General features: G+C 37.1%; 23 protein-coding genes and 1 pseudogene. 17 read left to right on the top strand and 7 right to left on the bottom strand.

The window, feature by feature from the left end; translation table 11 throughout:
- Positions 1–136 precede the first annotated feature (136 nt).
- Both E7Z77_RS04140 and E7Z77_RS04135 read left to right on the top strand, forming a co-directional pair.
- Positions 137–1,057, top strand: a complete 921-nt coding sequence (locus tag E7Z77_RS04140) for a DUF2121 domain-containing protein (protein ID WP_292750576.1) — start codon at positions 137–139, stop codon at positions 1,055–1,057.
- Between the two features lie 12 nt (positions 1,058–1,069).
- Entirely contained in the window at positions 1,070–1,993 is a 924-nt protein-coding gene (locus E7Z77_RS04135) for an MBL fold metallo-hydrolase (RefSeq protein ID WP_292750574.1), read from the top strand.
- Here the strand turns inward: E7Z77_RS04135 and aroC are convergent.
- The 3 genes from aroC to E7Z77_RS04120 all read right to left on the bottom strand — a co-directional run bounded on the left by aroC (position 1,990) and on the right by E7Z77_RS04120 (position 4,363).
- A complete protein-coding gene (aroC, locus tag E7Z77_RS04130; RefSeq protein WP_292750572.1) occupies positions 1,990–3,090 on the bottom strand; it encodes a chorismate synthase in 1,101 nt (366 codons plus the stop codon). The genes E7Z77_RS04135 and aroC overlap by 4 nt on opposite strands.
- 134 nt (positions 3,091–3,224) lie before the next feature.
- On the bottom strand, positions 3,225–3,872 hold the full coding sequence (locus E7Z77_RS04125) for a hypothetical protein (RefSeq protein WP_292750570.1): 648 nt from the start codon (positions 3,870–3,872) through the stop codon (positions 3,225–3,227).
- Positions 3,873–3,877: 5 nt separating this feature from the next.
- Entirely contained in the window at positions 3,878–4,363 is a 486-nt protein-coding gene (locus tag E7Z77_RS04120; RefSeq protein ID WP_292750568.1) for a hypothetical protein, read from the bottom strand.
- A gap of 240 nt (positions 4,364–4,603) precedes the next feature.
- Here E7Z77_RS04120 and hemB point away from each other — a divergent pair, with 240 nt between their 5' ends.
- The 8 genes from hemB to E7Z77_RS04080 all read left to right on the top strand — a co-directional run bounded on the left by hemB (position 4,604) and on the right by E7Z77_RS04080 (position 16,389).
- On the top strand, positions 4,604–5,608 hold the full coding sequence (hemB, locus tag E7Z77_RS04115) for a porphobilinogen synthase (RefSeq protein WP_292750567.1): 1,005 nt from the start codon (positions 4,604–4,606) through the stop codon (positions 5,606–5,608).
- Positions 5,605–6,483 (top strand): triphosphoribosyl-dephospho-CoA synthase, encoded by an 879-nt coding sequence (locus tag E7Z77_RS04110; protein WP_292750565.1) that lies wholly within the window; start codon positions 5,605–5,607, stop codon positions 6,481–6,483. Before hemB ends, E7Z77_RS04110 begins: the two co-directional genes overlap by 4 nt.
- Positions 6,484–6,741: 258 nt before the next feature.
- Complete coding sequence (locus tag E7Z77_RS04105; protein WP_292750563.1) at positions 6,742–7,002, top strand: hypothetical protein; 261 nt, start codon at positions 6,742–6,744, stop codon at positions 7,000–7,002.
- A 526-nt stretch (positions 7,003–7,528) separates the two neighbouring features.
- Positions 7,529–7,852, top strand: a complete 324-nt coding sequence (locus E7Z77_RS04100) for a hypothetical protein (protein WP_292750561.1) — start codon at positions 7,529–7,531, stop codon at positions 7,850–7,852.
- 206 nt (positions 7,853–8,058) lie between these two features.
- Positions 8,059–11,118, top strand: a complete 3,060-nt coding sequence (locus E7Z77_RS04095) for an Ig-like domain-containing protein (RefSeq protein WP_292750559.1) — start codon at positions 8,059–8,061, stop codon at positions 11,116–11,118.
- Between the two features lie 267 nt (positions 11,119–11,385).
- Positions 11,386–12,930 (top strand): phenylalanine--tRNA ligase subunit alpha, encoded by a 1,545-nt coding sequence (locus tag E7Z77_RS04090; RefSeq protein ID WP_292750557.1) that lies wholly within the window; start codon positions 11,386–11,388, stop codon positions 12,928–12,930.
- A complete protein-coding gene (locus E7Z77_RS04085) occupies positions 12,930–13,703 on the top strand; it encodes an exodeoxyribonuclease III (protein WP_292750555.1) in 774 nt (257 codons plus the stop codon). The genes E7Z77_RS04090 and E7Z77_RS04085 overlap by 1 nt, the downstream gene beginning before the upstream one ends.
- Positions 13,704–13,953: 250 nt before the next feature.
- Positions 13,954–16,389 (top strand): Ig-like domain-containing protein, encoded by a 2,436-nt coding sequence (locus tag E7Z77_RS04080; RefSeq protein ID WP_292750553.1) that lies wholly within the window; start codon positions 13,954–13,956, stop codon positions 16,387–16,389.
- 88 nt (positions 16,390–16,477) lie between these two features.
- On the opposite strand, the gene E7Z77_RS04075 is transcribed toward E7Z77_RS04080, so the two are convergent.
- On the bottom strand, positions 16,478–17,173 hold the full coding sequence (locus tag E7Z77_RS04075; protein WP_292750551.1) for a TIGR02253 family HAD-type hydrolase: 696 nt from the start codon (positions 17,171–17,173) through the stop codon (positions 16,478–16,480).
- A 38-nt stretch (positions 17,174–17,211) separates the two neighbouring features.
- Entirely contained in the window at positions 17,212–17,895 is a 684-nt protein-coding gene (locus E7Z77_RS04070) for a DNA polymerase domain-containing protein (RefSeq protein ID WP_292750548.1), read from the bottom strand.
- 199 nt (positions 17,896–18,094) lie between these two features.
- On the opposite strand from E7Z77_RS04070, the gene E7Z77_RS04065 reads away from it, so the two are divergent.
- The 7 genes and pseudogenes from E7Z77_RS04065 (at position 18,095) to E7Z77_RS04035 (ending at position 21,711) form a co-directional block, all read left to right on the top strand.
- Positions 18,095–18,439 (top strand): hypothetical protein, encoded by a 345-nt coding sequence (locus E7Z77_RS04065; RefSeq protein ID WP_292750546.1) that lies wholly within the window; start codon positions 18,095–18,097, stop codon positions 18,437–18,439.
- Positions 18,440–18,509: 70 nt separating this feature from the next.
- The gene (locus E7Z77_RS04060) at positions 18,510–18,920 is read left to right on the top strand and encodes a hypothetical protein (RefSeq protein WP_292750544.1); all 411 of its coding nucleotides are present in this window, start codon (positions 18,510–18,512) and stop codon (positions 18,918–18,920) included.
- A 7-nt stretch (positions 18,921–18,927) separates the two neighbouring features.
- Positions 18,928–19,167 carry a hypothetical protein gene (locus E7Z77_RS04055; RefSeq protein WP_292750541.1) on the top strand — a complete coding sequence of 80 codons (240 nt, stop codon included), beginning with the start codon at positions 18,928–18,930 and terminating at the stop codon, positions 19,165–19,167.
- A gap of 213 nt (positions 19,168–19,380) precedes the next feature.
- Positions 19,381–19,503 (top strand): annotated as a pseudogene (locus E7Z77_RS04050) (30S ribosomal protein S8e); the annotation flags it as partial.
- A 111-nt stretch (positions 19,504–19,614) separates the two neighbouring features.
- Positions 19,615–20,634 carry a hydrogenase expression/formation protein HypE gene (hypE, locus tag E7Z77_RS04045; RefSeq protein ID WP_292750539.1) on the top strand — a complete coding sequence of 340 codons (1,020 nt, stop codon included), beginning with the start codon at positions 19,615–19,617 and terminating at the stop codon, positions 20,632–20,634.
- 9 nt (positions 20,635–20,643) lie between these two features.
- Positions 20,644–21,042, top strand: a complete 399-nt coding sequence (locus E7Z77_RS04040) for an RDD family protein (protein ID WP_292750537.1) — start codon at positions 20,644–20,646, stop codon at positions 21,040–21,042.
- 30 nt (positions 21,043–21,072) lie between these two features.
- Entirely contained in the window at positions 21,073–21,711 is a 639-nt protein-coding gene (locus tag E7Z77_RS04035) for a hypothetical protein (protein ID WP_292750536.1), read from the top strand.
- Here the strand turns inward: E7Z77_RS04035 and E7Z77_RS04030 are convergent, their stop codons facing one another.
- Positions 21,712–22,176: a thermonuclease family protein gene (locus E7Z77_RS04030; RefSeq protein ID WP_292750535.1), complete on the bottom strand. Its 465-nt coding sequence runs from the start codon at positions 22,174–22,176 to the stop codon at positions 21,712–21,714. It lies immediately after the preceding gene.
- Positions 22,177–22,182: 6 nt separating this feature from the next.
- Positions 22,183–22,869 carry a CRISPR-associated protein Cas4 gene (gene cas4, locus E7Z77_RS04025; RefSeq protein ID WP_292750533.1) on the bottom strand — a complete coding sequence of 229 codons (687 nt, stop codon included), beginning with the start codon at positions 22,867–22,869 and terminating at the stop codon, positions 22,183–22,185.
- Positions 22,870–22,962 lie beyond the last annotated feature (93 nt).

Raw genomic sequence — 22,962 nt, 5'->3', positions numbered from 1 at the left:
TTTCATGATTTTAATTTTCAATTTTTACTAATTAACCTTTATAATGTATGATAAACAAATAATATATCAATTAAATAAATAGTTGATATTTTGAAATATTTAATTATTTTAAAAAATATCAAATTCAGGAGATATTATGAGCTTAATTATTGCTTACATAGGAAAGAAAGGATGTGTAATGGCGGCAGATAAGAGAAAGATAGGTTATTTTGGCGATAAGAAGAATTTGGAGACATTAGAGGAAGAACTTTATCATGGCGAAATTGACAACGATGATGATTTTTTAAATAGGGCATCCGAACTTGGAATCTCAATTAAGATAACTGATGATGCAAACAAATTGAAGGTTGTCGGAAATACCATACGTGGTGAAGTAAGTACAAAAGGAACCTTTGAAACAAAAAGAAGAAGGATTTACGGAACAACCAACGGCTATCAGATTGTAGAGCTTGTGGGTTCAGATACCAAATCCCGTAAGGCCGGTGAGCATGGAATTGTTCTTTTCGGTAATGTCTATGCAAAGGAACTTGCCCAACCTTTAGTTAAAAGAAAATTGAAATCCTCCAAAAGTTTAAGGTATATGGGAGAGGCATTTGAAGAAATCTTGGCTGAAGTGGCTTCAAAAACACCTACAGTCGGTGACAGATGTGACGTATTGATGCAACAGCCGAACTTTTCAAAGTCAGAAGCACAGAAACATTTGAACATTACCATAGACAATGACATTAAGGTGCTAACAAAATTCAGGCAGGAACTGACAGAACAGCTTGTTCAGCAAAGCCTGGCCATTGACATGGCAAACAAGATTATTTCCAAAGGAAATGTTGGAAAAGTTGTCAATGTAGATGGAAACATGGTATATGTGCAATTGAATGACAAGACACAGGCTATGGACGGCAACTGGAAACAGCTGGCTGCTCCGGGACAAAACGTTTTGATGTTCACCGAGAGCGATAATGTAAAAATCGGAGATAAAGTTGTCATAGAAAATGAAAATTTATGCCTCAAAAAAGATAAGTCCCCTCTTACATGTGATATAATTTTATGTTCTTTATAAGGGGGATCTGAAATGAAAATTACATTTTTAGGCAGTGGAGGCGGACGCTTTTCCGCCATTTCGCAGCGAAGAATGACCGGAGGATTCAGGATAGATAATGTCGGAGGCAAGAACTATCACATAGACCCAGGTCCTGGAGCGCTTGTCAGAACATATCAATTCGGATTCGATCCCCGCAATTTAAGCGGAATCTTTGTTTCCCATGCGCATACTGACCATTATAATGATGCTGAAATACTTATTGAAGCAATGACCAGAGGCATGACAAGGTTTAATGGAACCATATTCGGAAGCACAAGCGTTCTGGAAGGCTATGATAAATGGGGACCATGCATATCATCATACCATCAGTCCAAATCAAAAAGGATTGTCCTAAAGCCGGGCGTTGTCAACGAAGTGGACAACATCAAGGTCAAGGGTACTAAAACAAATCACGGAGACCCTGCAGGCACAGGATTTCAGATAGACTACAATGGATTTAAGGTATCCTATACTTCCGACACGGGTTATTTCGATGAATTGGCGGATTACCATGAAGGGGCTGACATTCTGATTGCAAGCGTGCTGAGGCCGGGCAACAAGTCCATCAACGGACATATGTGTTCCCGCAATTTCATAGATTTAATTAATAAGGTAAATCCGAAAGTTGCAGTCATGACCCATCTTGGTCTCAAGATGATTTCAAACAATCCGGTCGTTGAAGCCAAAAAGATTTCCAAACAGACCGGCGTCAAGACAATTGCCGCATTTGACGGACTGTCATTCAATGTGAACTATAACAATCCTAAAAAATTCAGGCTGATTTCACTTAAGGATGTCGAATCCTCAATGCACAGCACAAGTCATGAACTCTTCAGCAGCGGCAGGAGAAACTCCTATCAAACTTCCTTTAAGAATAAGGAGTTTGACGAGCTTTCCATTTTAAAAAGAGATTAAATATTATTTTCCAAATTGCTTGGGTGGATGAACCCTGAGCGGATCATGTGGTCTGCAAGAACAATTGCAGTGCTTGATTCTGCCACGACTGTCACTCTAGGACAGATGCAGGGGTCGTGTCTGCCTTTAATTTCTATTTTTTCGTTTTCCATTTTTTCCATATTTATTGAATCCTGACATTTGGAGATGGATGGGGTAGGCTTGATGGCTATTCTTGTGATTATTGGCATTCCATTGCTCATTCCACCAATGATTCCACCTGAATTGTTTGTTTTTGTAGTGATATTATTGTTTGTAATTTGGTATTCGTCATTGATTTGGGAGCCAACCTTATCTGCAACGCCAAATCCGAGACCGATTTCAACTCCTTTGACTGCACCGATATTCATTAGGATTCTTGCAAGGTCTCCGTCCAGCCTTTCGAATATGGGTTCGCCAAGACCTGCAGGGGTGTTGACAGCGATTGTTTCAACAATTCCTCCAACGGAATCCCCCTCCTGTTTTTTAGCCAAAATCAATTCTTCCATTTCCTTTGCCGCTTTAAGGTCTGCGCATCGGACAGGATTTTTTTCAATGTTTTTCTTGATTGCGTCAAATTCCTGAGGCTCTGCCTTGATGTCACCAATTTGGACTACGTGGGATACGATTTCAATGTTTTGGGTTTCAAGAAGCTTTTTGGCTATTGCGCCGCCGATTACATGTCCGATGGTAATTCTTCCGCTTCCTCTTCCTCCGCCGTTGTAGTCATAGTTTCCGTACTTTGACATCCATCCGAAATCTCCGTGGGATGGGCGAGGGGTATTTTTGAACATGGAATAGTCCTTGGAGTGCTGATTTTTGTTGAATATGACTCCTGTGATGGGGGTTCCGTCTGTTTTCCCTTCAAATATTCCTGATAAAATCTGAACTTCATCAGCTTCCTTTCTGGGTGTTGTCACGCTGCTGGTTCCAGGTTTTCTTTTATCAAGTTCCTTTTGTATGTCCTCAACTGTCAGTTCAAGGTTTGCAGGGCATCCGTCAACAACAGCGCCAACCGCTACGCCATGGCTTGTTCCAAAACTTGTTATTTTAAATTTTTCTCCAATCGAATTTGACATTTTTGGCCTCTTTATAAATATGTGTTAATTAATTTTTTATTTATTGGATGTTTTAAAATTTTGCAATTTGTTCATTTCAATTTTTAGTTTAAATTGTAAACACATAGATTGGATAATTATTCCTTTTTTAGCATTTATTTTAGGTTTTCACAAATGTTTTCACATTGTCTAAGTGTAAGTCCTGCTTTAATGTTTCCCATTTCAGTATCAAGTGTAAAATCTGCTTTGTTTTTCACAATTTCAGTTAGGAATTTTCTGTAAGCAATTAGTGCTTCACGACCCTCAGGTCCTGCTTCCCTTTTTAATTTTTCGATATCATCTCCGCAGTTAATGAAATCAAATATTTTCATTAGCCCTTTTTTTCTCAGTGATATTCTTTTCACATCATTCTCATTTGGGTTTGGAAAAGAAAACTTGATGTTGTAGAATCCTTTGGAAATTTCTTCAACGAACAAGTCCTCATTTGAAATGGGATTAACCTCCAAAAGTGTCATCGTTGATTTTTTTGTATTATTGAATTCATTACCTAATAAATAAACATCTTCAATAGATAATGGATTATTTATCTGATTTCCGCCTAATTTCAGGTTTATTTCATTTACGCTTTGAATAAATTTTAACTTATTGTTTTTATAAATATCATGGATATATTTTATTGTTTCGTAGTTTCCTCGACTACCCTGTTTTTCAGGATGTTCTTTAAGATATTCATCTATGTCCTTTAACTCTTTTTCAAGATTCTCCAGATAATTGTCATAATCTTCGAGTGTTTTAAATTTCATATATTTCACCTCTCCACTAAATGCACTATCCCTTTTGGAATTTCATCCAAATCACTACCGAACAGTTCAAAAAGTATTCTTAATTTTGATGATAAGTAGATTTTATAGTTTTTTTCATCAGTGTAGGGATATCTGTAGACCCTTAATGAATGACACAATCCGTTGGTGTCATCTTTTGAATTGAAAATCAAATTGTCCATTTTTGCTCTGTCGTTATTTTCATCTACTTTTAAGCCATCGAATTCTGTTAAAGTATCTATATCATTGGGATTTTCTTTTGTTGTAGTAAAACTGCCGTCAATCCAATGGTCAAGATAATATCCGGTTTTTTGGAGTTCTTCCAGATGCTTTTTATATTCCTTCATGATTTCTTGTCTTTTTGAGGATTTGTTTTTAGAAAAGATCTCTTCGATTTCATCAAGTGTCATGTTATACAATCCATAGGGGAGATTACCCTTTTTGTCAAAGCCGTCAAATTTTCTCATTTTCATTTTATCACTTAAAAAAATTTAACAGGCGCCTGTGTTTTTATATTCAAATCATTAAATATAAATATTTTCTTCCAAACTGTTTCCAAATTATTTTAAATACTATTTCAAACTTTTATGATACTTAAAAATCAATTTTACTTATTAATTACAATTTTTTTAATTTAAAACAATTTTTCCAAATGAACTTAATAACTATCATTTTAAATATTTTTAAAATCAAAATATTAACCAGTGATTATTATGGAATTTCCAACTACAAGAATGAGAAGACTTAGAAAAAATGCTAAAATAAGAGATATTGTCCGTGAAACTAAACTTGAAAAGGAAGATTTAATCTATCCGATTTACTTCAAGGAAGAATTAGAAGGAGACGAAAAGGAAGAGATATCTTCCCTTCCAGGCGAATTCAGATACTCCCTCGAAAGCGGAGTTGAATTTGCAAAACAGCTTGAGGCAAAAGGATTGAAATCAATAATTGTATTTGGAATTCCAAAAGAAGATACAAAAGATGAAATTGCATCTCCTGACTATTCTGCAACAGGAATTGTTCAAAAGGCAATCAGAAAACTTAAAAAGGAAACCAATCTTGTAATCATTAGTGATGTCTGCCTGTGCCAGTACACATCCCACGGCCACTGCGGAATGATAATGGAAAACGATGATACTGATGACGGCATTGAAATATTGAATGATGAATCACTTCCTTACATTGCAAAGGTCGCCCTTTCACATGCTGAAGCCGGAGCAGACATTGTTGCCCCTTCAGACATGATGGACGGAAGGGTTAAAGCAATTCGTGAGACATTGGATGAAAACGGATATCATAATGTTATGATAATGTCATATTCAGCCAAATATGCTTCTGCATTCTATGAACCGTTCAGGGTAGCGGCATGCTCATCACCTCATCTTGGTGACAGGAAATCCTATCAGATGGATCCCGGAAATGCCATAGAGGCAATCCGCGAATGCGAACTTGATGTCATTGAAGGATGTGATTTCCTAATGGTGAAACCGGCACTCCCATACCTGGATGTTGTCCGTATGGTCAGGGACGAGTTCATGCTTCCTCTTGTCGCATATAACGTAAGCGGAGAATACTCCATGATAATGGCCGCAATTGAGAAGGGCTATCTGACAGAACGTGCAATAACAGAAGCTTTGCTCTCAATCAAAAGGGCTGGTGCAGACCTGATAATCACTAATTTCGCACCATACTTACTTTTAAACGATGTGATAGAATGAATCCTTCAGAAATTGCAAAAATAGCACAAATTGCTTCCGCTTTGGAAGTGAGCGGATATCCAAAACCTGGAAATGTTCACAGAACCAGGGATTATGATGACATGGTCTTTGAGGATTTTGTGATAAGCGGAATCGTAATCGGGGATGCAATCCGTGAGGCATGCACAGACGTGGACATCGAAAACCCTAGACTGGGAAAATACATCCTGCAGGCAGTTGCCGAAACCGACAGATGGATCAAAAACAACACCAATCTGGGCATTGTGATGATGACAACACCTATTGCAGTTGCAGCCGCCATCAGTGATTCCTTTGATGAAATCCGTGAAAACGTTAAACTGCTGATGGGGAATACTTCCGTTGACGATGCATGCGATTTGTATGATGCAATCAACATTGCGGATGCCGGCGGAATGGGTGACCAGGATGAATATGATGTTGCAAGTGACAATGCCAAAAATGAGCTCAGAGAGAACAATCAGACCATGTATGATGTTTTAAAGATATCTGCACCATGGGACATGCTGGCCCGTGAGATGACTTCAGACATGCCGGCAGTTTTTGAAATAGGCTTTCCTACATATTCCAGCCTGATTGAGGAGAAATCCAAAAACGAGGCTTGTGTGCTGACATTTTTAACAATATTGTCTCAAGTTCCCGATACCCTTATTTCAAGAAAGTATGGTTCGGATGAGGCTTTGAAGATATCAATGATGACAAGGGATCTGCTTAACTTGAAAGATGAATCTGATTTTGCAGACAGACTTAAGGATTTTGACGATTATCTGTACAAAAATAAATATAATCCAGGAACAACTGCCGATTTGACTGCGGCTTCAATATTCGTAAGCTATCTTAAGTCAAATTTCGAATAGGTGTTTTTGCAAGGAATCCTTGAGATTTCCTTGTTTGTCTTTTTTTGTAAATAAATTATGGTTAATTATTTTTTCATTGTAAATTTGTTTTTGCTCTTTAATATGGCTTTTATTTTAAACAAAATCTATATAGGGTTTCTGATTTAATATAATTTCAGACATTTGGCTCTTATTAATAATAAATTGTTTTGTAAGTCATTTAGTCATGGAAAGTTATTTATAGTATACTGGGTATACTATATTTGGTGAAATTAGATGATGACTAAAACTATTAAAATTTCTGAGAAAACACATAAATTATTATCTGAAATGGCATCAAAAAATGAAACTTTTAATGATGTAATTGACTTCTTAATTAATTACTATTATGAAAATGAAGAGTTTTCTGATGAAGAGGCGGAATTTTACAATAATGAAATTGAAAAATTTGAAAATGGTAACTTGGAAAATGTGTCTGAAGTTACTCTAAAAGATTTAGAAAAAAGAATATCAAAATTAGAAAATGAGCTTAAAAAATGAATTATATATTGATTTGAACATGACAGAGTTAAGAAATTTTTTAAAAAACATAAAAATGACAGAACATTGTTGTTGAGGATAACTAAAAAATATTATGAAATTTTAGATAATCCTTACAATACCGAATTCATTGAATTGACAAGTGTAAAACGCCCTAAATGTCAGAGAGCGAGAGTTGGAAATTATAGAATAATTTTTTATGTGGCTGAAAAGAATCGTCAAATTGAAATAATCGATATAATTCCCCGTAAAAATAATTATAAGATGTTTTGAGTATTCATATCTAATTTTTCCTTAAGATATATTGAAATTATTAGAAAATCTTTAAGTTTATATCAGTTAATCGAGATTCATGAAATGTCTCAATTAATGTGTATTTTTGCATATATTCCTAAATTCACAGTTTTTACCAATTTTGTAAAATCATAAAAAGTAATCCGTTGGTTATTCAAATAAATTTATAAGAATGTAAAAAGATATATACAGTATAGAGTTTTCATATTGGGAATTCAAATGGGTGAGGAAAATGCAAATCAAGTACAATAAAAATGCAAACAATCCTCCTTTGATTGAGGATTTGGTTAACGAATTATTAAAGGATGATTTTGTACACTTCAAGATATTATGTGCAAATGAGGTTCATCATTTCCACAAGGAAGATGACACAATAATCGAGTTCCAGCAAACTTATGTTAAGGAATCTAAGCCTAACGGCGACAGGTTATATATAGCCTATCCTGATATTTTCAGAGTCAAGGTTTACAGGGACATGGCCCAATATCTTGAGGATGAAAAGAAGGCTGATGCTTTCAACGATGTTGACTGGACAGGTAATAGAATCATATTCTAATTATCTTTTATTCTTTTTTTAAAAGCGTTGCATGCTTTGATTTTTCTGTTTTTATTAATTGAATGCCCGTTTTTGAAAATGTTTTAGTAATTTTTTTGATTATTTGATGATTAGGTGAACATCATATAGATTTTTTTTAAAATAAGATAATTTTTTATATGTTGATTTCATATATATTATTTAGTTATATATTCGGGAGAATCTTTATGAAGCTGAATAAGATAGTGGTAATCACTTTTTTTATTTTAATTCTTTTCACGATGGGTGCTGTAAGTGCGGCCGATGAAAACATTACGGAAGCAGTCGATGATGTCTTAAGTGCCGATTCTGCAGATGAAGATGAAATTTCAGCATCCTCCGGCACCTTCGCTGATCTTCAAAGTTTGGTGGACGATGCTGTCCACGGGGAAACATTGTATCTGGATAAGGATTATTCCAGAACGGACAATCATAAAATTAGAATTTCCAAGGCAATCACCATAGACGGACAAGGCCACACAATGGATTCAAACTATAAATCAAATTATGTATTCTATGTTACAAATAGCGGTGCTGTCATTAAGAATTTAACTTTCATCAACGGTGGTGATATTTATGTATACTCTGACGATGCAACATGCTTTGTTTATGACTGTCGCTTTGAGAAGTGTCCTGCTGTCCACACGGGTGGTGCTATTCATGGAGGTAATGCTTATAATTGTTCTTTTGTAGAGTGTTCTAGTACTACTGGAGGCGCTATTTGTGATGGTAATGCTTATAATTGTTCTTTTCTAGACTGTTCTGCTAATTTTGGTGGGGCTATTTATTCTGGTAGTGCTTATAATTGTTCTTTTGTAGGTTGTCATGCTAATTATTATGGTGGTGCCATTCATGGAGGCGATGCTTATAATTGCTCTTTTACAGATTGTTCTGCAAAAGAATATGGCGGCGCTATATATAATGGTGATGCTTATGGTTCATCTTTTGCTGATTGTTCTGCTCTAAGCAGTGGTGCTGCTATTTATGCCGGTGATGCCTATGATTCATCTTTTGTAAATTGTTCTTCCATGGATAGCAATGCCGCCATTATTCGGGGAAATGCTTCAGGATGCACTTTTGAAAAATGCAGTGCTTTTGCAGCAATTCATTCAGTTAAAGTAGCCAATACCGCTTATGGTTCAAACGCCGTTATTAACGTTTATGGTGATAGTAATGTTGGTTATGTCAACATTACAATAGCTGGAGTAACCAAAAAACTCCAACCTAAGCCTTCTGGTGCATTTATTTATTTTAATAATGTGAATGTCGGCACACATGATGTTATAGTGAGCTATTCCGGAAGCTCCTACTGCGAAGCCCAAACGGTTATAAAATCATTTAAGGTGGATAAAGGAAAGCCATTTTATTCAATAACAATTAAATATCCATACGCTTACTCTATTGGACATAAGGATTGGGGAGATATTGTATATACAGGTGAAAACGTCACACTTTATATTGACAAGAGCGCCGCTAATGTAGCGGGCAATTTTCATGTAACTATTAATGGTGTTTCACAGAAGGTTAAGGCATCAAGCAGCAGCAAGACTTTAGAAATTCCTTTAGGCGTCTTGGATTTTGGATCATATAATATTACAGTTTCTTATGCCGGAAGCGCAAACTGCTATGCTATAGTCATGTCACTCGCTTTTAGAGTAATCAATAAAAATCCTATTGATTACATATGTACTAGAGATAAGCCATACGCTTACTCTTCCGGACATAGGGATTGGGGAGATGTTGAATATTCTGGTCAATCCACTGCACTTTATATTTACAAGAACGCCGCTGATGTGCCGGGCAATTTTAATGTAAATATTAATGGTGTTTCACAGATGGTTAAGGCATCAAGTAGTGTTACTGCTTTGCAAGTTCCTTTAGGCATCTTAAAATTGGGACCATATAATATTACAGTGGCTTATGCCGGAAACGAGAATTTTAGCGCTCAAACCATTTCACTAGCTTTTAATGTTGTCAGGAAAAATCCTATTTATGAAATATATACTAATAATCCAAACGCTTACTCTTATCCATACACTTACTCTTGGTATAGGGATTATGGAAATGTTGAATATGGCGGGGGGAACGCTACACTTTATATCCGCAAGAATGCTGCTGATGTGGCGGGCAATTTTAATGTAGCTATTAATGGCGTTTCACAGAAGGTTAAGGCATCAAGCGGCGGCACTATTTTGCAGATTCCTTTAGGTGTCTTAAAGACAGGATCATATAATATTACGGTGTCTCATGCGGGAACTGCAATTTTCAATGCTCAAACCATGTCACTTGCTTTTAAAGTTGTTAAGGCTAACCCAATTGATTCGATTATTGTCGCTCCGGGCAATCCTTCCAATAATGGGCAGGTTCCATTTTCCCACTCCCAATCAAAGATTTATATTTACTTGAAAAACAGGGATATTCCAAGCGTCAATGTTAAAATTAATGGCGTGTCCTATGCGGTAAACACTTCAGGCATTTCCAAATTTGCTTTTAGATGGGGTATCATGCAGCCTGGAGATTATGACATAGAGGTGAGCTATAGCGGTGATAGAAATTACAAGGCCCAGACCAAACCGCTTTCATTTAAGGTAGTCAAAGCAAAACCTATTGACAGCATTACTATTTCACCTTACAACTATTGCTCCAGCAGCGCATCTTCAGGAACAATCACATATGACGGCAAGGACACTTCACTTACCATTAATCTGACCAGCAACCGTATTGCAGGAAAAGTGCATATTACTGTAAACGGTGCTTCACATAAAGCATTTGCTTTATCCGGCAATTCATATTTGGATAACATTCCTTTAGGAATTTTAAAGGCAGGAACCAATGTAATCAAGGTGACTTACTCAGGAAGCGCATATTTCGAAGCCCAGGAAATCTCATTCACAGTTAATGTGACTAAGGCAAATCCAATCAAATCAGTTTCACAGCCTGCCGCAAATGTTGGCTATGGTGAAAATGTGACAATTAAAGTGGACATGTCAAATAACAAGATAAACGGCAACGTATGGTTCACAGTTTCCGATGAAAACAAGACCAAGCTCACCACGGACAAGATGGCAATTAAAGAAGGTGTTGCAACCTGCTCTGTTCCAAATCTTGCTATAGGCAAGTATTACCTTCACATCTATTATGCCGGAAACGTTAACTATAATGCCCAAACAACCAAAACAAGTTTTAAAGTGATTGACCGTTCATCTGAGCTTTCAGTTATAAATGCAACAGCTGGCGGCAACGCTTAGGGGGTCAAAATTGCTGACGGCGGGGTTACATTGGCTTTACCTCATACGGGTTGTTGCATATATGCCATTAAAACAAGCCGTGCGGCAACTGCAAATACCTTCCGGAACCAACACACGTTCAAAAACAATCAAATAGGGAAATTCATTTTCTCTATTCTTTTTTTCTTTTTTGCTGATTTTCAATAAAACTTGTCTTTTTTACACTACTTTTATAAATCACTTTAAACATATATTATTATATTATTAATCTTAATTTATGGTGTTTAAATGAGTGAGGATATTAAAAAAACCATTAATGAATTGCATATTTATGAAAAGAAAGTTTTAAAGGAACTTGAGGCAAATCCGAATGCGACTCCAGAAGAGATTGCCGAAAATACAGGCATGGACATCAAAGCGGTCATGAGTGCAGCTGGATCACTTGCTTCAAAGGACATCATTGAAGTGGAAAAGGATGTCGAAGAGGAAATTTCCCTATCTGATGTGGGTCTTGAATTTGCTCAAAAAAAGCTTCCTGAACGTAGGATTCTTGATGTTTTGGCAGATAAGAAGGAAATACACATGAAGGATTTGGCAGGAGAAACCGGCATCGATAAAAAAGAGGCCAATATTGCAATCGGATGGCTGCGCCGTAAGAATTGGGCTCAAATCGACAAGGGTGTAGTCAAGGTCACCGATGTCGGAACCGAGAGCAGGAACAAATTGGGTGACGACGAGGAACTGCTGAATCAGTTAACCGAAACCACAAAAGTTATCAAAGACAAACTTGATGATGCACTCCTTGAAGGATTTAAAAAACTCAACGACAGAAAAAACATTTTGAATGTAAAAAAGAATACCTCACACTCTTTTAAACTCCTTGATAAGGGTGAAGCAATCATTAAGGAAGGTTTCACTATCCAAGAGCAAGCTACTCAATTAACACACCAACAGTTAAAAGACGGTGAATGGAAAAACCTGCAGTACCGTCCTTATGACATCAACGCCGAAGCGCCGGTTATCTTTGCAGGCAAAAAACACCCGTTGAGAATCATCATTGATGAAATCAGGGAAATCTTTTTGAATATGGGATTTTCAGAAGACAATGGGGAATTTGTAGAATCTGCATTCTGGAACTTCGATTCACTTTTCCAGCCGCAGGACCATGCAGCCCGTGAAATGCAGGATACATTCTATCTCAAAAACCCGTTAACATGTGATCTTCCCGATGATGCCCTTGTAAGGCTCACTGCAGAAACTCACGAGACCGGTGCGGATACCGGTTCTATCGGATGGCAATACGGCTGGAGCGAGGACATTGCACGCCAAAGCGTCCTGAGAACACATACAACAGGAATATCAACCAAACACTTATTCAATCATGAACCTCCGATTAAGATGTTTTCAGTCGGAAGGGTATTCAGAAGGGAAACATTCGATTACAAGCACCTGCCAGAATTCCATCAGGTTGAAGGACTTGTATGTGACGAAGGAATAAGCTACCAGAACCTTTTAGGAACCTTGAAGGAATTCTATAAGAAATTAGGATTTGAAGTAAGGTTCCGTCCGGCATACTTCCCGTACACTTACCTCTCCACTGAAACTGAAATATACCTTGAGGAAAGGGACAGTTGGATTGAGCTCGGAGGAGCAGGAATGTTCCGTCCAGAAGTGTTGAAGCCTCTTGGAATCAACCAACCTGCACTTGCATTCGGTTTGGGTATTGAAAGGCTTGCAATGATTAGATATGATGTTGAAGACATTCGTATGCTTTACAAAAGCGACATCAAATGGCTTCGCGAATTGCCTATCGACAGGGGAGTCAGATTATAATGTCAATCAAGCTGGTTTCATGGAACGTAAACGGCATCAGGGCAGTCACCAAAAAGGAAGAGTTTTGGGACTGGTTTGACAATAGCGATGCTGATATCATAAACTTTCAGGAAGTGAGGGCTACCCAAAAGCAGATTCCAAAGAAACTGGCTGATACTGATGATTTTCACAAATGTTTCAACGAAGCTGAAAAGAAAGGATACAGCGGTGTTGGAACATACTCAAGAATCGAGCCTGTTGAAGTAACAAAAGGCCTTGGAATCGATGAGCTCGACAGCGAAGGGAGAGTTCTAAGGATTGAATATCCCGACTTTATCTTATACAACATCTACTTTCCGAACAGCGGCATGGAAGCCAAAAGGCTTGACTTCAAGGTTGCCTTCTGCGATGCATTATTGGAACAGCTTGTTGAGTTAAAAAATCAGGGCAAAAATCTTGTAATCACTGGAGATTACAATATCGCCCACAATCCGATTGATGTGTACAACCCTAAAAACTGTGAGGGAAAATCAGGGTACCTGCCTGAAGAGCGCGCATGGCTTGACCAGCTTGAGGAAGCAGGTTTCATCGATACCTTCAGGATGTTTGATGAAGGCGAAAACAACTTTACCTGGTGGAGCTACAGAACCCGCGCACGCGAAAGGAATGCAGGCTGGAGACTCGATTATTTTTATGTAAATGAAGAAATGAAAGAAAAAGTGAAATCAGCCGAAATCTTATCTGACATTTATGGCTCCGACCATTGTCCGGTAACCTTGGAACTTGATTTTTAAAAATTTCTTTTTTTTCAATATTTTTGCATTGAAAATGTTTGTTTAAATAGTATCTGTTTTTTTAATTGCTTAACTGATATAATTTGCACTCTTTAAATTACTGCACTGTTGAAATTTGGAATATAATTGTTATTCTCGTTTACTTTTCTTTTCCAAGCCTATTTGTGGCTTTTTTAATGATAAATTATATATATGTTCCATGGTTAAAACATATTACATACATTTTAAATATTTTTAAGGGGTAATTATTTTGAAGTTTAATAAGATTGCGATAGTGGGTATTTTACTACTTGCTATTCTTATAGTTGGGGCTGTAAGTGCAGCCGATGAGAATGTTACAGACACAACGGAGGATGTTTTAAGTGTTGAGTCTGCAGATGATGATCTAATCACTGAATCTCCAGGAGATTTTTCTGAACTTTCAGGTTTAATAAAAAAAACCAACGCTGGAGAAACATTATATCTGGATAAGGATTATGTGCAAAATAATTATGAAAGTATACATATTACTAAAGCAATTACTGTTGATGGAAATGGCCACACTTTAGATTTTAATAAATTATCCGCAACAATCTATGTTTCATGTAGGGGTGTTGCATTTAAGAATATTCAGTTCATCAATGGTTCCTGTTTCATATATTCCTATCAAAGCGACTATGGACTTTCCGTTTACGATTGTTCTTTTGAAGGGGGTTGCACTAGTTCTAATCATTATGCTGCTGTTTCATATGGTAATGCCTATAACTGTTCATTTGTAAATTGTAATGATGGTAAACTGGGTGGTGCTATTGAGGGTAATGCTTATAATTGTTCTTTTGTAGACTGTTCTTCTTTAGATAGTGGGGGTGCCGTTTATGGTAATGCCTATAATTGTTCTTTTGTAGAATGTTCTACTAGATATATGGGAGGTGCCGTTTATGGTAATGCATATAATTGTTCTTTTGTAGATTGCTCTTCTTCAGGAAGTGGGGGTGCCGTTTGCGGTAATGCTTATGATTCATATTTTGTGAACTGTTCTACTAAATATAGTGATGCGGCCATTTGCAAAGGTACTGCTTCTAAGTGTACTTTTATAAACTGCAGGGGTTTTGCAGTAATTAATTCTGTCATTGCAAAAAATGTTAATTATGGAAATGATGCAATAATTGAATTTTATGGGACTAATGCCGGCACTGTTGATGTTACGGTAAACGGAAAATCTTACACAATCAAACCAGAGTATTTCGGTAGAAGTATCACATTAAGCGGTTTGAATGCAGGCACATATACTGTTCAGGCAATCTATTCCGGAAGTGCTAATTACGAAGCTCAAAATGTAACAACTTCTTTTAGAGTAAAGAAACTAAATCCTATTTCTAAAGTGAAGATTGATAAACCATCCGTTAATTCAAATGGAAATTATCAGGGCCGTGTTCAATATACAGGTACAAATTCCACACTTAACATTACCATGGTAAAAAGTAATGTTCCTGGCAATGTGCATGTCAAAGTAAATGGTGTTTCTCAAAAAGTTAAAATATCAGGTTCCATTTTAAGCGTTTCCTTAGGTGTTCTTGAGACAGGACATAATGATATTGAAGTGAAGTATGGTGGAAGTGCAAATTTCAACGCTCAAACTATCACTATTTCATTGGATGTGGTTAGCCAGTTCCCTATAAAGAGCATTAAGGTTACACCAACTAATCCTTCAAACAAGGGTCAAATCAAATTTACTTATAATTCTTCAAAACTTTTTGTCTACTTGAAGGGCAGTGATGTGCCTGGCAGTATTAATGTAACAATAAATGGGGCATCATATATAAGGGATACCTATGGCAAATCCACTCTGTCTTTTGCATTAGGTATTATGAAGCCTGGATCTTATGACATTAAAGTGAGCTATGCGGGAAGTGAAGATTATGCCGATCAAGTTAAAACACTTTCCTTTAATGTAGTTAAAGCAAATTCAATTAATAGCCTTAAGATTGTTTCACCTGAATTGGGAGAAATAAATTATGGTGATTCTGTAGATATTAGGTATGCTAAAAGTTCTACACTTTATATCTACATGAATAACTTCAACGTTAATAATAATACTAAAATGGCTCCGGGAAGGGTGCATGTAACTATTAATGATGTTACTAAAGCCATATCAATAAATGATACTGTTTTAAAGTTCCCGCTGACTGCTCTGCAGGCAGGAAGCAATTCTGTGAGAGTGGTTTATGCCGGAAACACATATTATGCATCTTACAACCATATATTCGCATTGCCTACTTATAAAGCGGATCCGGACATGGAAGTTTGTGTTACTCCAGGCTACAATACAAGCATTATGGCTGAAATAAATGATGATATTAATGGTAATATCCACTTTACCATATTCGATGAAAATAATGTCAAGGTTTTCACAGGAAAAGGTCATATTGAGGAGGGTGTTGCTACTTGCGATGTTCAAGGCCTTGATGTGGGAAAATATTCATTGCGCTCATATTTTGCAGGCAATGCCAGATATCATTCCAAAAATGTTCAAACAATTTTTCGGGTGACTGACAAAACTCCACTCGCTTATGCAGATCTATCAGGTAAATATGGGCAAGGCGCAACTGTTGATGTGAATAATGCAAATGATTATCTTTTATGCAATGTTTGCGACGACAACCATGCCCCGATTATATCTGATAACAATAATGTACTGTTAAAATAGAGAATTCTGTTCTCTATCTTTTTTTATTTTTTTATATTGTTGTTTAATTAAAGCCGGACTTTTAAAAAAATAAGAAGTTTTGGTGATTTTACAATATTAAATTAACATCACCAATGTCATCAATGACTGTAATGTCCAGTTGCTCTTTTTTAATGTATTCCCTGTCCTCTTCGGTAACGTCTGAATTGACAAGGATGGCTCTTAATCCTGCATTCACTGCACCCAATGCATCCGCCTTGAATTTATTTCCAATCATCACGGATCTTTCAGGGTTTCCCTTCATTTTTCTGAGTGCAACATCAAAGATTAGCTTATCTGGTTTTTCCTTACCGACCTCTTCTGATGTGATTACTTCATCGAAAAAGGAATGCACATTAAGTCTTACTAATTTTTCCCATTGCTTGATAGTGATTCCATTGGATATGACTGCTAAACGATATCCTTGACTCTTTAGGTAAATTAGAGTGTCAATTGTTTCGGCGTATGGTCTTAAAAGCGCCATCTTAACGTTGTGGTAAGTAATCATTCCAAGTGCTACAAGCATAGGATCCTCATGACCTAAAACAACCTGGGTCAGGACATTGAAGTGTTTGCCGTAATTTGATCCTTTCTCACGGATAATTGTTTTTAAAACACCATATGCTTCGTCTTTATCAAGCGGAAGACCATTATCTACCATCAATCCAATAGCTGCTTTTCTTGCTGTTTCAGCAAAATCTGAAGTATCGAGTAGTGTGCCGTCTATATCGAAGAAGACAACACGGTCATCATCATTCTGTATCATATACTCTTTATTATTACTTTAAGATTATTTAAATTTTTTTAGAAAAAGGCATCCAGACTCTGTTGGACTTCACCGCGCGCCATGTCCTCAAGGTCCTTTTTTGTGTATCCGAAGGAATACATTATCCTTTCGATGGCAGGAATCAGCTGATTATTTATGTAATAGTCCTTGTCATATACATATCCTTCACTATACTCATAAGGTACGGCTCTTTGACTGATAGATCCTTTTCCTTTAACAATTATATACTGGATGATGGTTCCACGTGTCACTTTAATGCCATGTTCCTCAATTCTCCTTGCAGCTACCACATGAGGTCCGACCTGCTTGTACTGGTTGAGGGGCTTGGTGATTTGGGTGTGTATGATGAGCTCCTTTCTTTCAACATCGCCCTTTTTGATTCTTTTCAAAACCTTTTTAACCTCTTCAATTGCCTTATCGGAATCCCCTTCTCTTAAAATGGCCATCAGGACAGCTTCCTGTGTCTTTTTGACTATAGGTGCCCAGTCTCTTCTGACAAGTTCCAGTCCTTTGGCTATGATTTCCCCGTCTTCGATAACGGCGTATCTCTTTTTGCTTACGAAAAATCCTCTTCTGTAGAACCCTTCGTACTCCAGTTCCATGCTTTCCGGAAGGGTTGAATTGAGATACTTCAGGAATTTCTGTGCCTGACTTTTGATTTCTGCTTCGAGGGCAAGTTGTTCGGCTGTTTCTTCAGTCAATTTTTACACCTAAACTTTGGTTATGAATATTTTGTTTTCATGGTTATAATATTTTATCGAATCGATTTTTCAATATCATGTCAATCAAATTGCTTTCAAATTGCTTTATTTATGTTGATATGTTTTTAAATTACTTTTCAAATGCTCTTGGCAATTCAATATTAATTATGGAACATATAATACCTGTGAGGTTGATATTATGAAAAAAAGACTGATTTCAAGTTATGATGAAGCAAATGATACGTTTGCAGGAAAAGTTGAAAATGAAAACGGAATGTCTGCCGATTACAGCATTCATGATGGGGTGTTTTTAGGCCTTGACAGGAACAACTTCCCGAATTCCATATATGTTGACGGCGCATCTGAGGTCTTCAGTATTCCGAAGGAGATTCTGGAAAATCCGAATGTGAAAATATTCATAGGCTGCGACAGGTCCTTCCTTGATTTGTCCATGTTCATTGAGGACCTGAAGGTATTTTCCGTCAGGTGCAGGAACGATTTTGAAATTCCGGAAATCAGCTTTTCAATCGATAGCAACTATTAGTTGCTATCTTTAAATTTTAAATATAACTTATTAAATAATAATTAATACCAATTGTTGGGGTTTTTATAAAATGGTGAAAATTAATTTCTGTCCATCTTGCGGTTGTGAACTGTCGAAAGGCAGCTTCATCTGTCCTGCATGCGAATTGGACATTGAAGAGTTGTTTGCTAAGAACTATCTGCTTATAAGCAATAGAAAAGACAATTCAATCGAATTGGATGATGGCGGACTCGCCGATGTCGTATTGGATGGGAACCTTCCCGGTGATGAAATAGTCATTGTCGTTTCCGAAAGCAGCGATGGGGATGAGCTTGTAATCGATTTGAATGAATTGGGCATTGATGCTGAAAATTTGGCCCAGGACATCAATATTGTGGTTCAACTTGAGGACAACATGGACATGGGTGCGGACATGGCCTGCGAATGGCATTATGAGGATGATCCGTATGCTATCACATATTATGAATTTCCAAAGGAGTAGTGTTTGAATGGAAAAGAATATTCCCTATTATACTTTAGACGATGAAGGCAATTGCGAGTTCAATGTTTCAGATGGTCAGGCATACATTGACGATGAGGATTTGAGGGAACTGCTGCAGGATTTTTTAGGTGATGACGTTTCACAGGAGGAAATACAGAAAATACTGGATGCGGCTTCCGATGAAAATATCACCGAAGATGATTTTGACAGGCTGGTTGATGAATTTATTTTGAAAAACAAAAAGTAAAAACTTGATTTTTCTCTTGAAAAATAAAACATTTATATATAATGATAAATTAATATTTTATTATCATTATTCTTTAAGACTCTTTTTTGCTCTCAAGAATTAGGCTATTATTAATCTTGCAAATAGTTTAATTGAAAAGAGCCTTATTGACAGCGATTATTAATTATTTATTATATTTATTTAGGTGAAATAATGGCAATTTCTCAAGGAAAATCAACTAACTACGTAAGAAGGAACATCATTACCAAAGGTGCTATTGTAGAAACTCCTGAAGGTAATGCTAAAGTAACATCAAGACCTGGTCAAGACGGTGTTATCAACGGAATTTTAATTTAAAGATTTTTCTTTAAATTCTCTTTTTTTTACTATTTTTATACATTATTCATTATTATTAAATACTTGTTTTAACATAATTTTATCCATAGCATATGATAATTAGGAGATAAAATGTCAGAAGATAAAATTAGTATGAATCATGGTGCTGGCGGGGAAGTGATGGCTAACCTTATTTCCAGCACAATATTGGATAATATCACTAAAAAAAGCGTTAATGGTGGTATTAGTTTAGATGCTCTTGATGATGGGGCGTCTATACCGATTGGAGATTATGAAATAGTCATGACAACTGACGGTCATACTATTGATCCATTGTTTTTCCCTGGAGGGGATATAGGAAGGATTTCAGCTGCCGGAACAATCAACGATGTTTCCGTAATGGGAGCACGTCCTTTGGCTATTTCAAATGCAATTATCATGCAGGAAGGATTTCCAATTGATGATTTAGACAAAATAATGAAATCTTTAAACGAGACTTGTGAAGAAGTGGACGTTGCCGTAATCACAGGCGACACCAAAGTAATGCCTCAGGATAAGCTTGACGGCATAGTCATGGTTACAACCGGTATCGGATTGGCTAAAAAGGGTGAGGTCATCCGTGATTCAACCCTCGAAGTCGGCGACAAGATTATTGTCACCGGAAGCTTAGGCGACCATGGAATGAGTCTCATGTCTTTTAGAGAAGGATTTGGCTTTGAAACTGATTTGAAATCTGATGTAGCTCCGATGTGGAACATTATCAGCAAAGCTTTAGAAATTGGTGGAGTTACAGCCATGAAGGACCCTACCCGTGGAGGATTTGCAAATGCCATTAATGAGATGGCATCAAAAGCGGGCGTGGGCGTCGTGCTTGAACAGGAAGCCATTCCAATCAGGGATGAGGTCCATGCGGTATCCGAGATGTTGGGAATCGATCCTTTTGAAGTGGCCAATGAAGGCAAGGTTGTAATGGGAGTTAAGGCTGATAAGGCTGATGAGGTTTTAGAAGCTATTAAAAATGAAAAATATGGTGAAAATGCAGCTATTGTAGGTGAAGTCGTCGAGGGTGATTATGTCATAGTAAAAACTCCTATCGGCGGTGAAAGAATTTTGGAAGCACCTATAGCTGATCCTGTTCCTAGAGTTTGTTAAGGTGATAAGATGGTAAGTGTATTTACAAGAAGGGTTATCGCATATCTTATGGATTTCTTTGTCCTTTCAGCATTCATGTGGATTGTGTCTTTTTTATTGAACTTTGCAGTGGCAGGTCATGCTTATTCATTATACCAGGTACTTATTTACATCGTTCCGATTTTGATATTCGTATATTTCGTATACTGTGAAAAAACATATGGAGCCACTGTCGGCAAATCCATTATGTATTTGCAGGTAAGATCTAAAAACGGGGCCAGAATTTCAATGCCTCAGGCTCTTGTACGTAATATAACCAAAATCTATTGGTTCCCTATCATTTTTGATTGGGCTATAGGCAAAATATTGAAGACCGACAGGTTACTGAACACTGTTACAAAAACAGTTGTCATCGATGAGCTAAGATAAGCTCATCAATACCAATATATTTAGATTTGAATGATTAGAAAAGTCCAGGTACTCTGGTACCTGAATAAAGAGGATTTGGAAAACTATTGCATAGATTTCAAGGAGTATAAGTCCCATAAGCTAGACGGATATGAGATTGTTGACGTTGATGAGGACTTGATATATGATCTCTGCGACAGGGATCCCGACAGATTGGAGCCGATAGGCTACTTCAAGAACAAGAAAGAACTTGAAAATTATGTTTCTGATTTTATAACAAATAATGAGTTTGATTTGGAAATAGGTTCTGATGAATTAAACTCCAAAATAAGAAAAGCTATTGATTCCATTGATTTTTCTGCCGAAGATTATTACATTTCAATAGGCTGCGGCATAGGATGTGAAGGCAATGTCATAGCATCCTGGTTCGATTCGCTCAAAAGGGAATATGACAGCTCTTCAAGGGATAACATTTGGGTTTTGACCGTAACAGGCTATGACCCTTATGATTTGCCTCTGACAGGCAGGGCGTTGTCCTTTGTTCTTGCGGACATATTGAACCTGAATGAATCGTCCCTCGACAATATGATTCCGAACAAGGGACATATCACTGTTGATGAATGGAATGAGATTTTAGAAAAAGTATATAAGAAAAACAAAATCTATTTGGGTTTGAACAGGGCTGTTTAGCTATACTTCTCCTTTTTTAAATTCGCTTGGCTCGAAATATGAAATGTTGGCCAGACCGTTCTCCAGCAGTCCCCTATTGATATCTTCACTGTCTGTGTATACTATGGCGATTGTGCGTCCGTATTTGTCTTTCGGCTGCTTGTCGTCTATATTCAGATAAACTGTTTTTCCAAGGCATCTCTCTTCAACAAACTTTTTTGCCTCACTTATTTGAGGTTCGCTGTCTGGGGCATCTATCTGAACCAGCTGAACCCGTCCGACGCCGTATACTTGGATGGTATTGGCGTCAATCACTTCAATGCACTTTCCGCCATTTTCATAGTTCACACTGACGTTGCCTATCTTCAGTGTTCCCGTTTGGTTTTCCTGTGTGCTTGAATCTTCCAGAAAGATGTTCGCCACTGTAAATAGAATAGTTATCAGAAATATGATTAGTAGAATTATTGAAATTGCTTTTCTGTTCATGTAAATCTATTTCGCATGTTCACATTCATCTTTAAATCTGCAGGACCTGCATTTGTTGGGATTTTTGGTTGCAATGAAAGGTTTGGTCCCATCGAAGAGGCCGTGCATCCTGTCTATAGTAAACTTGATTTCCTTTTCAATATCCTCAGTGAATATTTCAATCCAGAATAGATTTTCTGTCCCTCTTTCTCTCAATGCTCCTTTGATTTTACGTTCATCTCCGGTCATGTCTTTGAAGGCAAGGCAATATGCTCTTACCTGATTCATTGTGGATTCATATGGTGTCCTTCCAGGCTTGTCATCGATTATGACTATTTCATCAGGCTTCATCCAAATTTCGTCGATGTATCCCCTGATTCCGTAATCGGGGGCAACTACAAAAACTTCCCTTGACATTGAAGCCTTTTCCTTTGACTCGTTGAGGGCATTCTCAAATGTTGCAGGTGTGGAATCCTGTTTGAATATGTCTTCAAGCTGCTGGTGAATCTCGCTTCCGTGGGTCATTGCCTGTGTTGGTGTGGTTTCTATACCTTTTACATGTTCGAGATATAGCTGGTATTCACAATATCCCTGTTTGTTGAGCCAGCTAATTGGGAAATTGCTTTTACCTTCAATTATCTGAAGACCTTTGATTGAAGGATGCTTTTTAATGTCATATTCCTTTTCATATCCTATAATGTTTTTTTGTTCCATGATATCCCCTTTGTTCCTTTTCATATATGCCATTATCTTTTTACTTTCCATGTGCTCTTTCGATTTTTTTATATGCGATTAGGATTAAATTAA

The organism is Methanobrevibacter sp., assembly GCF_015062985.1.
Taxonomy (GTDB): domain Archaea; phylum Methanobacteriota; class Methanobacteria; order Methanobacteriales; family Methanobacteriaceae; genus Methanocatella.
The sequence above is the reverse complement of the archived record's forward strand: the minus strand, read 5'-3'. Positions and strand labels throughout refer to the sequence as shown.

What these genes read in the sequence shown, in the direction of transcription:
- E7Z77_RS04100 (WP_292750561.1), top strand. Translation starts at nt 7,529, where the DNA reads ATGCAAATCAAGTACAATAAAAATGCAAACAATCCTCCTTTGATTGAG.
- E7Z77_RS04105 (WP_292750563.1), top strand. Translation starts at nt 6,742, where the DNA reads ATGACTAAAACTATTAAAATTTCTGAGAAAACACATAAATTATTATCT.
- E7Z77_RS04090 (WP_292750557.1), top strand. Translation starts at nt 11,386, where the DNA reads ATGAGTGAGGATATTAAAAAAACCATTAATGAATTGCATATTTATGAA.
- hypE (WP_292750539.1), top strand. Translation starts at nt 19,615, where the DNA reads ATGTCAGAAGATAAAATTAGTATGAATCATGGTGCTGGCGGGGAAGTG.
- E7Z77_RS04095 (WP_292750559.1), top strand. Translation starts at nt 8,059, where the DNA reads ATGAAGCTGAATAAGATAGTGGTAATCACTTTTTTTATTTTAATTCTT.
- E7Z77_RS04140 (WP_292750576.1), top strand. Translation starts at nt 137, where the DNA reads ATGAGCTTAATTATTGCTTACATAGGAAAGAAAGGATGTGTAATGGCG.
- aroC (WP_292750572.1), bottom strand. Translation starts at nt 3,090, where the DNA reads ATGTCAAATTCGATTGGAGAAAAATTTAAAATAACAAGTTTTGGAACA.
- hemB (WP_292750567.1), top strand. Translation starts at nt 4,604, where the DNA reads ATGGAATTTCCAACTACAAGAATGAGAAGACTTAGAAAAAATGCTAAA.
- E7Z77_RS04075 (WP_292750551.1), bottom strand. Translation starts at nt 17,173, where the DNA reads ATGATACAGAATGATGATGACCGTGTTGTCTTCTTCGATATAGACGGC.
- E7Z77_RS04055 (WP_292750541.1), top strand. Translation starts at nt 18,928, where the DNA reads ATGGAAAAGAATATTCCCTATTATACTTTAGACGATGAAGGCAATTGC.
- cas4 (WP_292750533.1), bottom strand. Translation starts at nt 22,869, where the DNA reads ATGGAACAAAAAAACATTATAGGATATGAAAAGGAATATGACATTAAA.
- E7Z77_RS04065 (WP_292750546.1), top strand. Translation starts at nt 18,095, where the DNA reads ATGAAAAAAAGACTGATTTCAAGTTATGATGAAGCAAATGATACGTTT.
- E7Z77_RS04085 (WP_292750555.1), top strand. Translation starts at nt 12,930, where the DNA reads ATGTCAATCAAGCTGGTTTCATGGAACGTAAACGGCATCAGGGCAGTC.
- E7Z77_RS04035 (WP_292750536.1), top strand. Translation starts at nt 21,073, where the DNA reads ATGATTAGAAAAGTCCAGGTACTCTGGTACCTGAATAAAGAGGATTTG.
- E7Z77_RS04120 (WP_292750568.1), bottom strand. Translation starts at nt 4,363, where the DNA reads ATGAAAATGAGAAAATTTGACGGCTTTGACAAAAAGGGTAATCTCCCC.
- E7Z77_RS04125 (WP_292750570.1), bottom strand. Translation starts at nt 3,872, where the DNA reads ATGAAATTTAAAACACTCGAAGATTATGACAATTATCTGGAGAATCTT.
- E7Z77_RS04040 (WP_292750537.1), top strand. Translation starts at nt 20,644, where the DNA reads ATGGTAAGTGTATTTACAAGAAGGGTTATCGCATATCTTATGGATTTC.
- E7Z77_RS04110 (WP_292750565.1), top strand. Translation starts at nt 5,605, where the DNA reads ATGAATCCTTCAGAAATTGCAAAAATAGCACAAATTGCTTCCGCTTTG.
- E7Z77_RS04135 (WP_292750574.1), top strand. Translation starts at nt 1,070, where the DNA reads ATGAAAATTACATTTTTAGGCAGTGGAGGCGGACGCTTTTCCGCCATT.
- E7Z77_RS04030 (WP_292750535.1), bottom strand. Translation starts at nt 22,176, where the DNA reads ATGAACAGAAAAGCAATTTCAATAATTCTACTAATCATATTTCTGATA.
- E7Z77_RS04060 (WP_292750544.1), top strand. Translation starts at nt 18,510, where the DNA reads ATGGTGAAAATTAATTTCTGTCCATCTTGCGGTTGTGAACTGTCGAAA.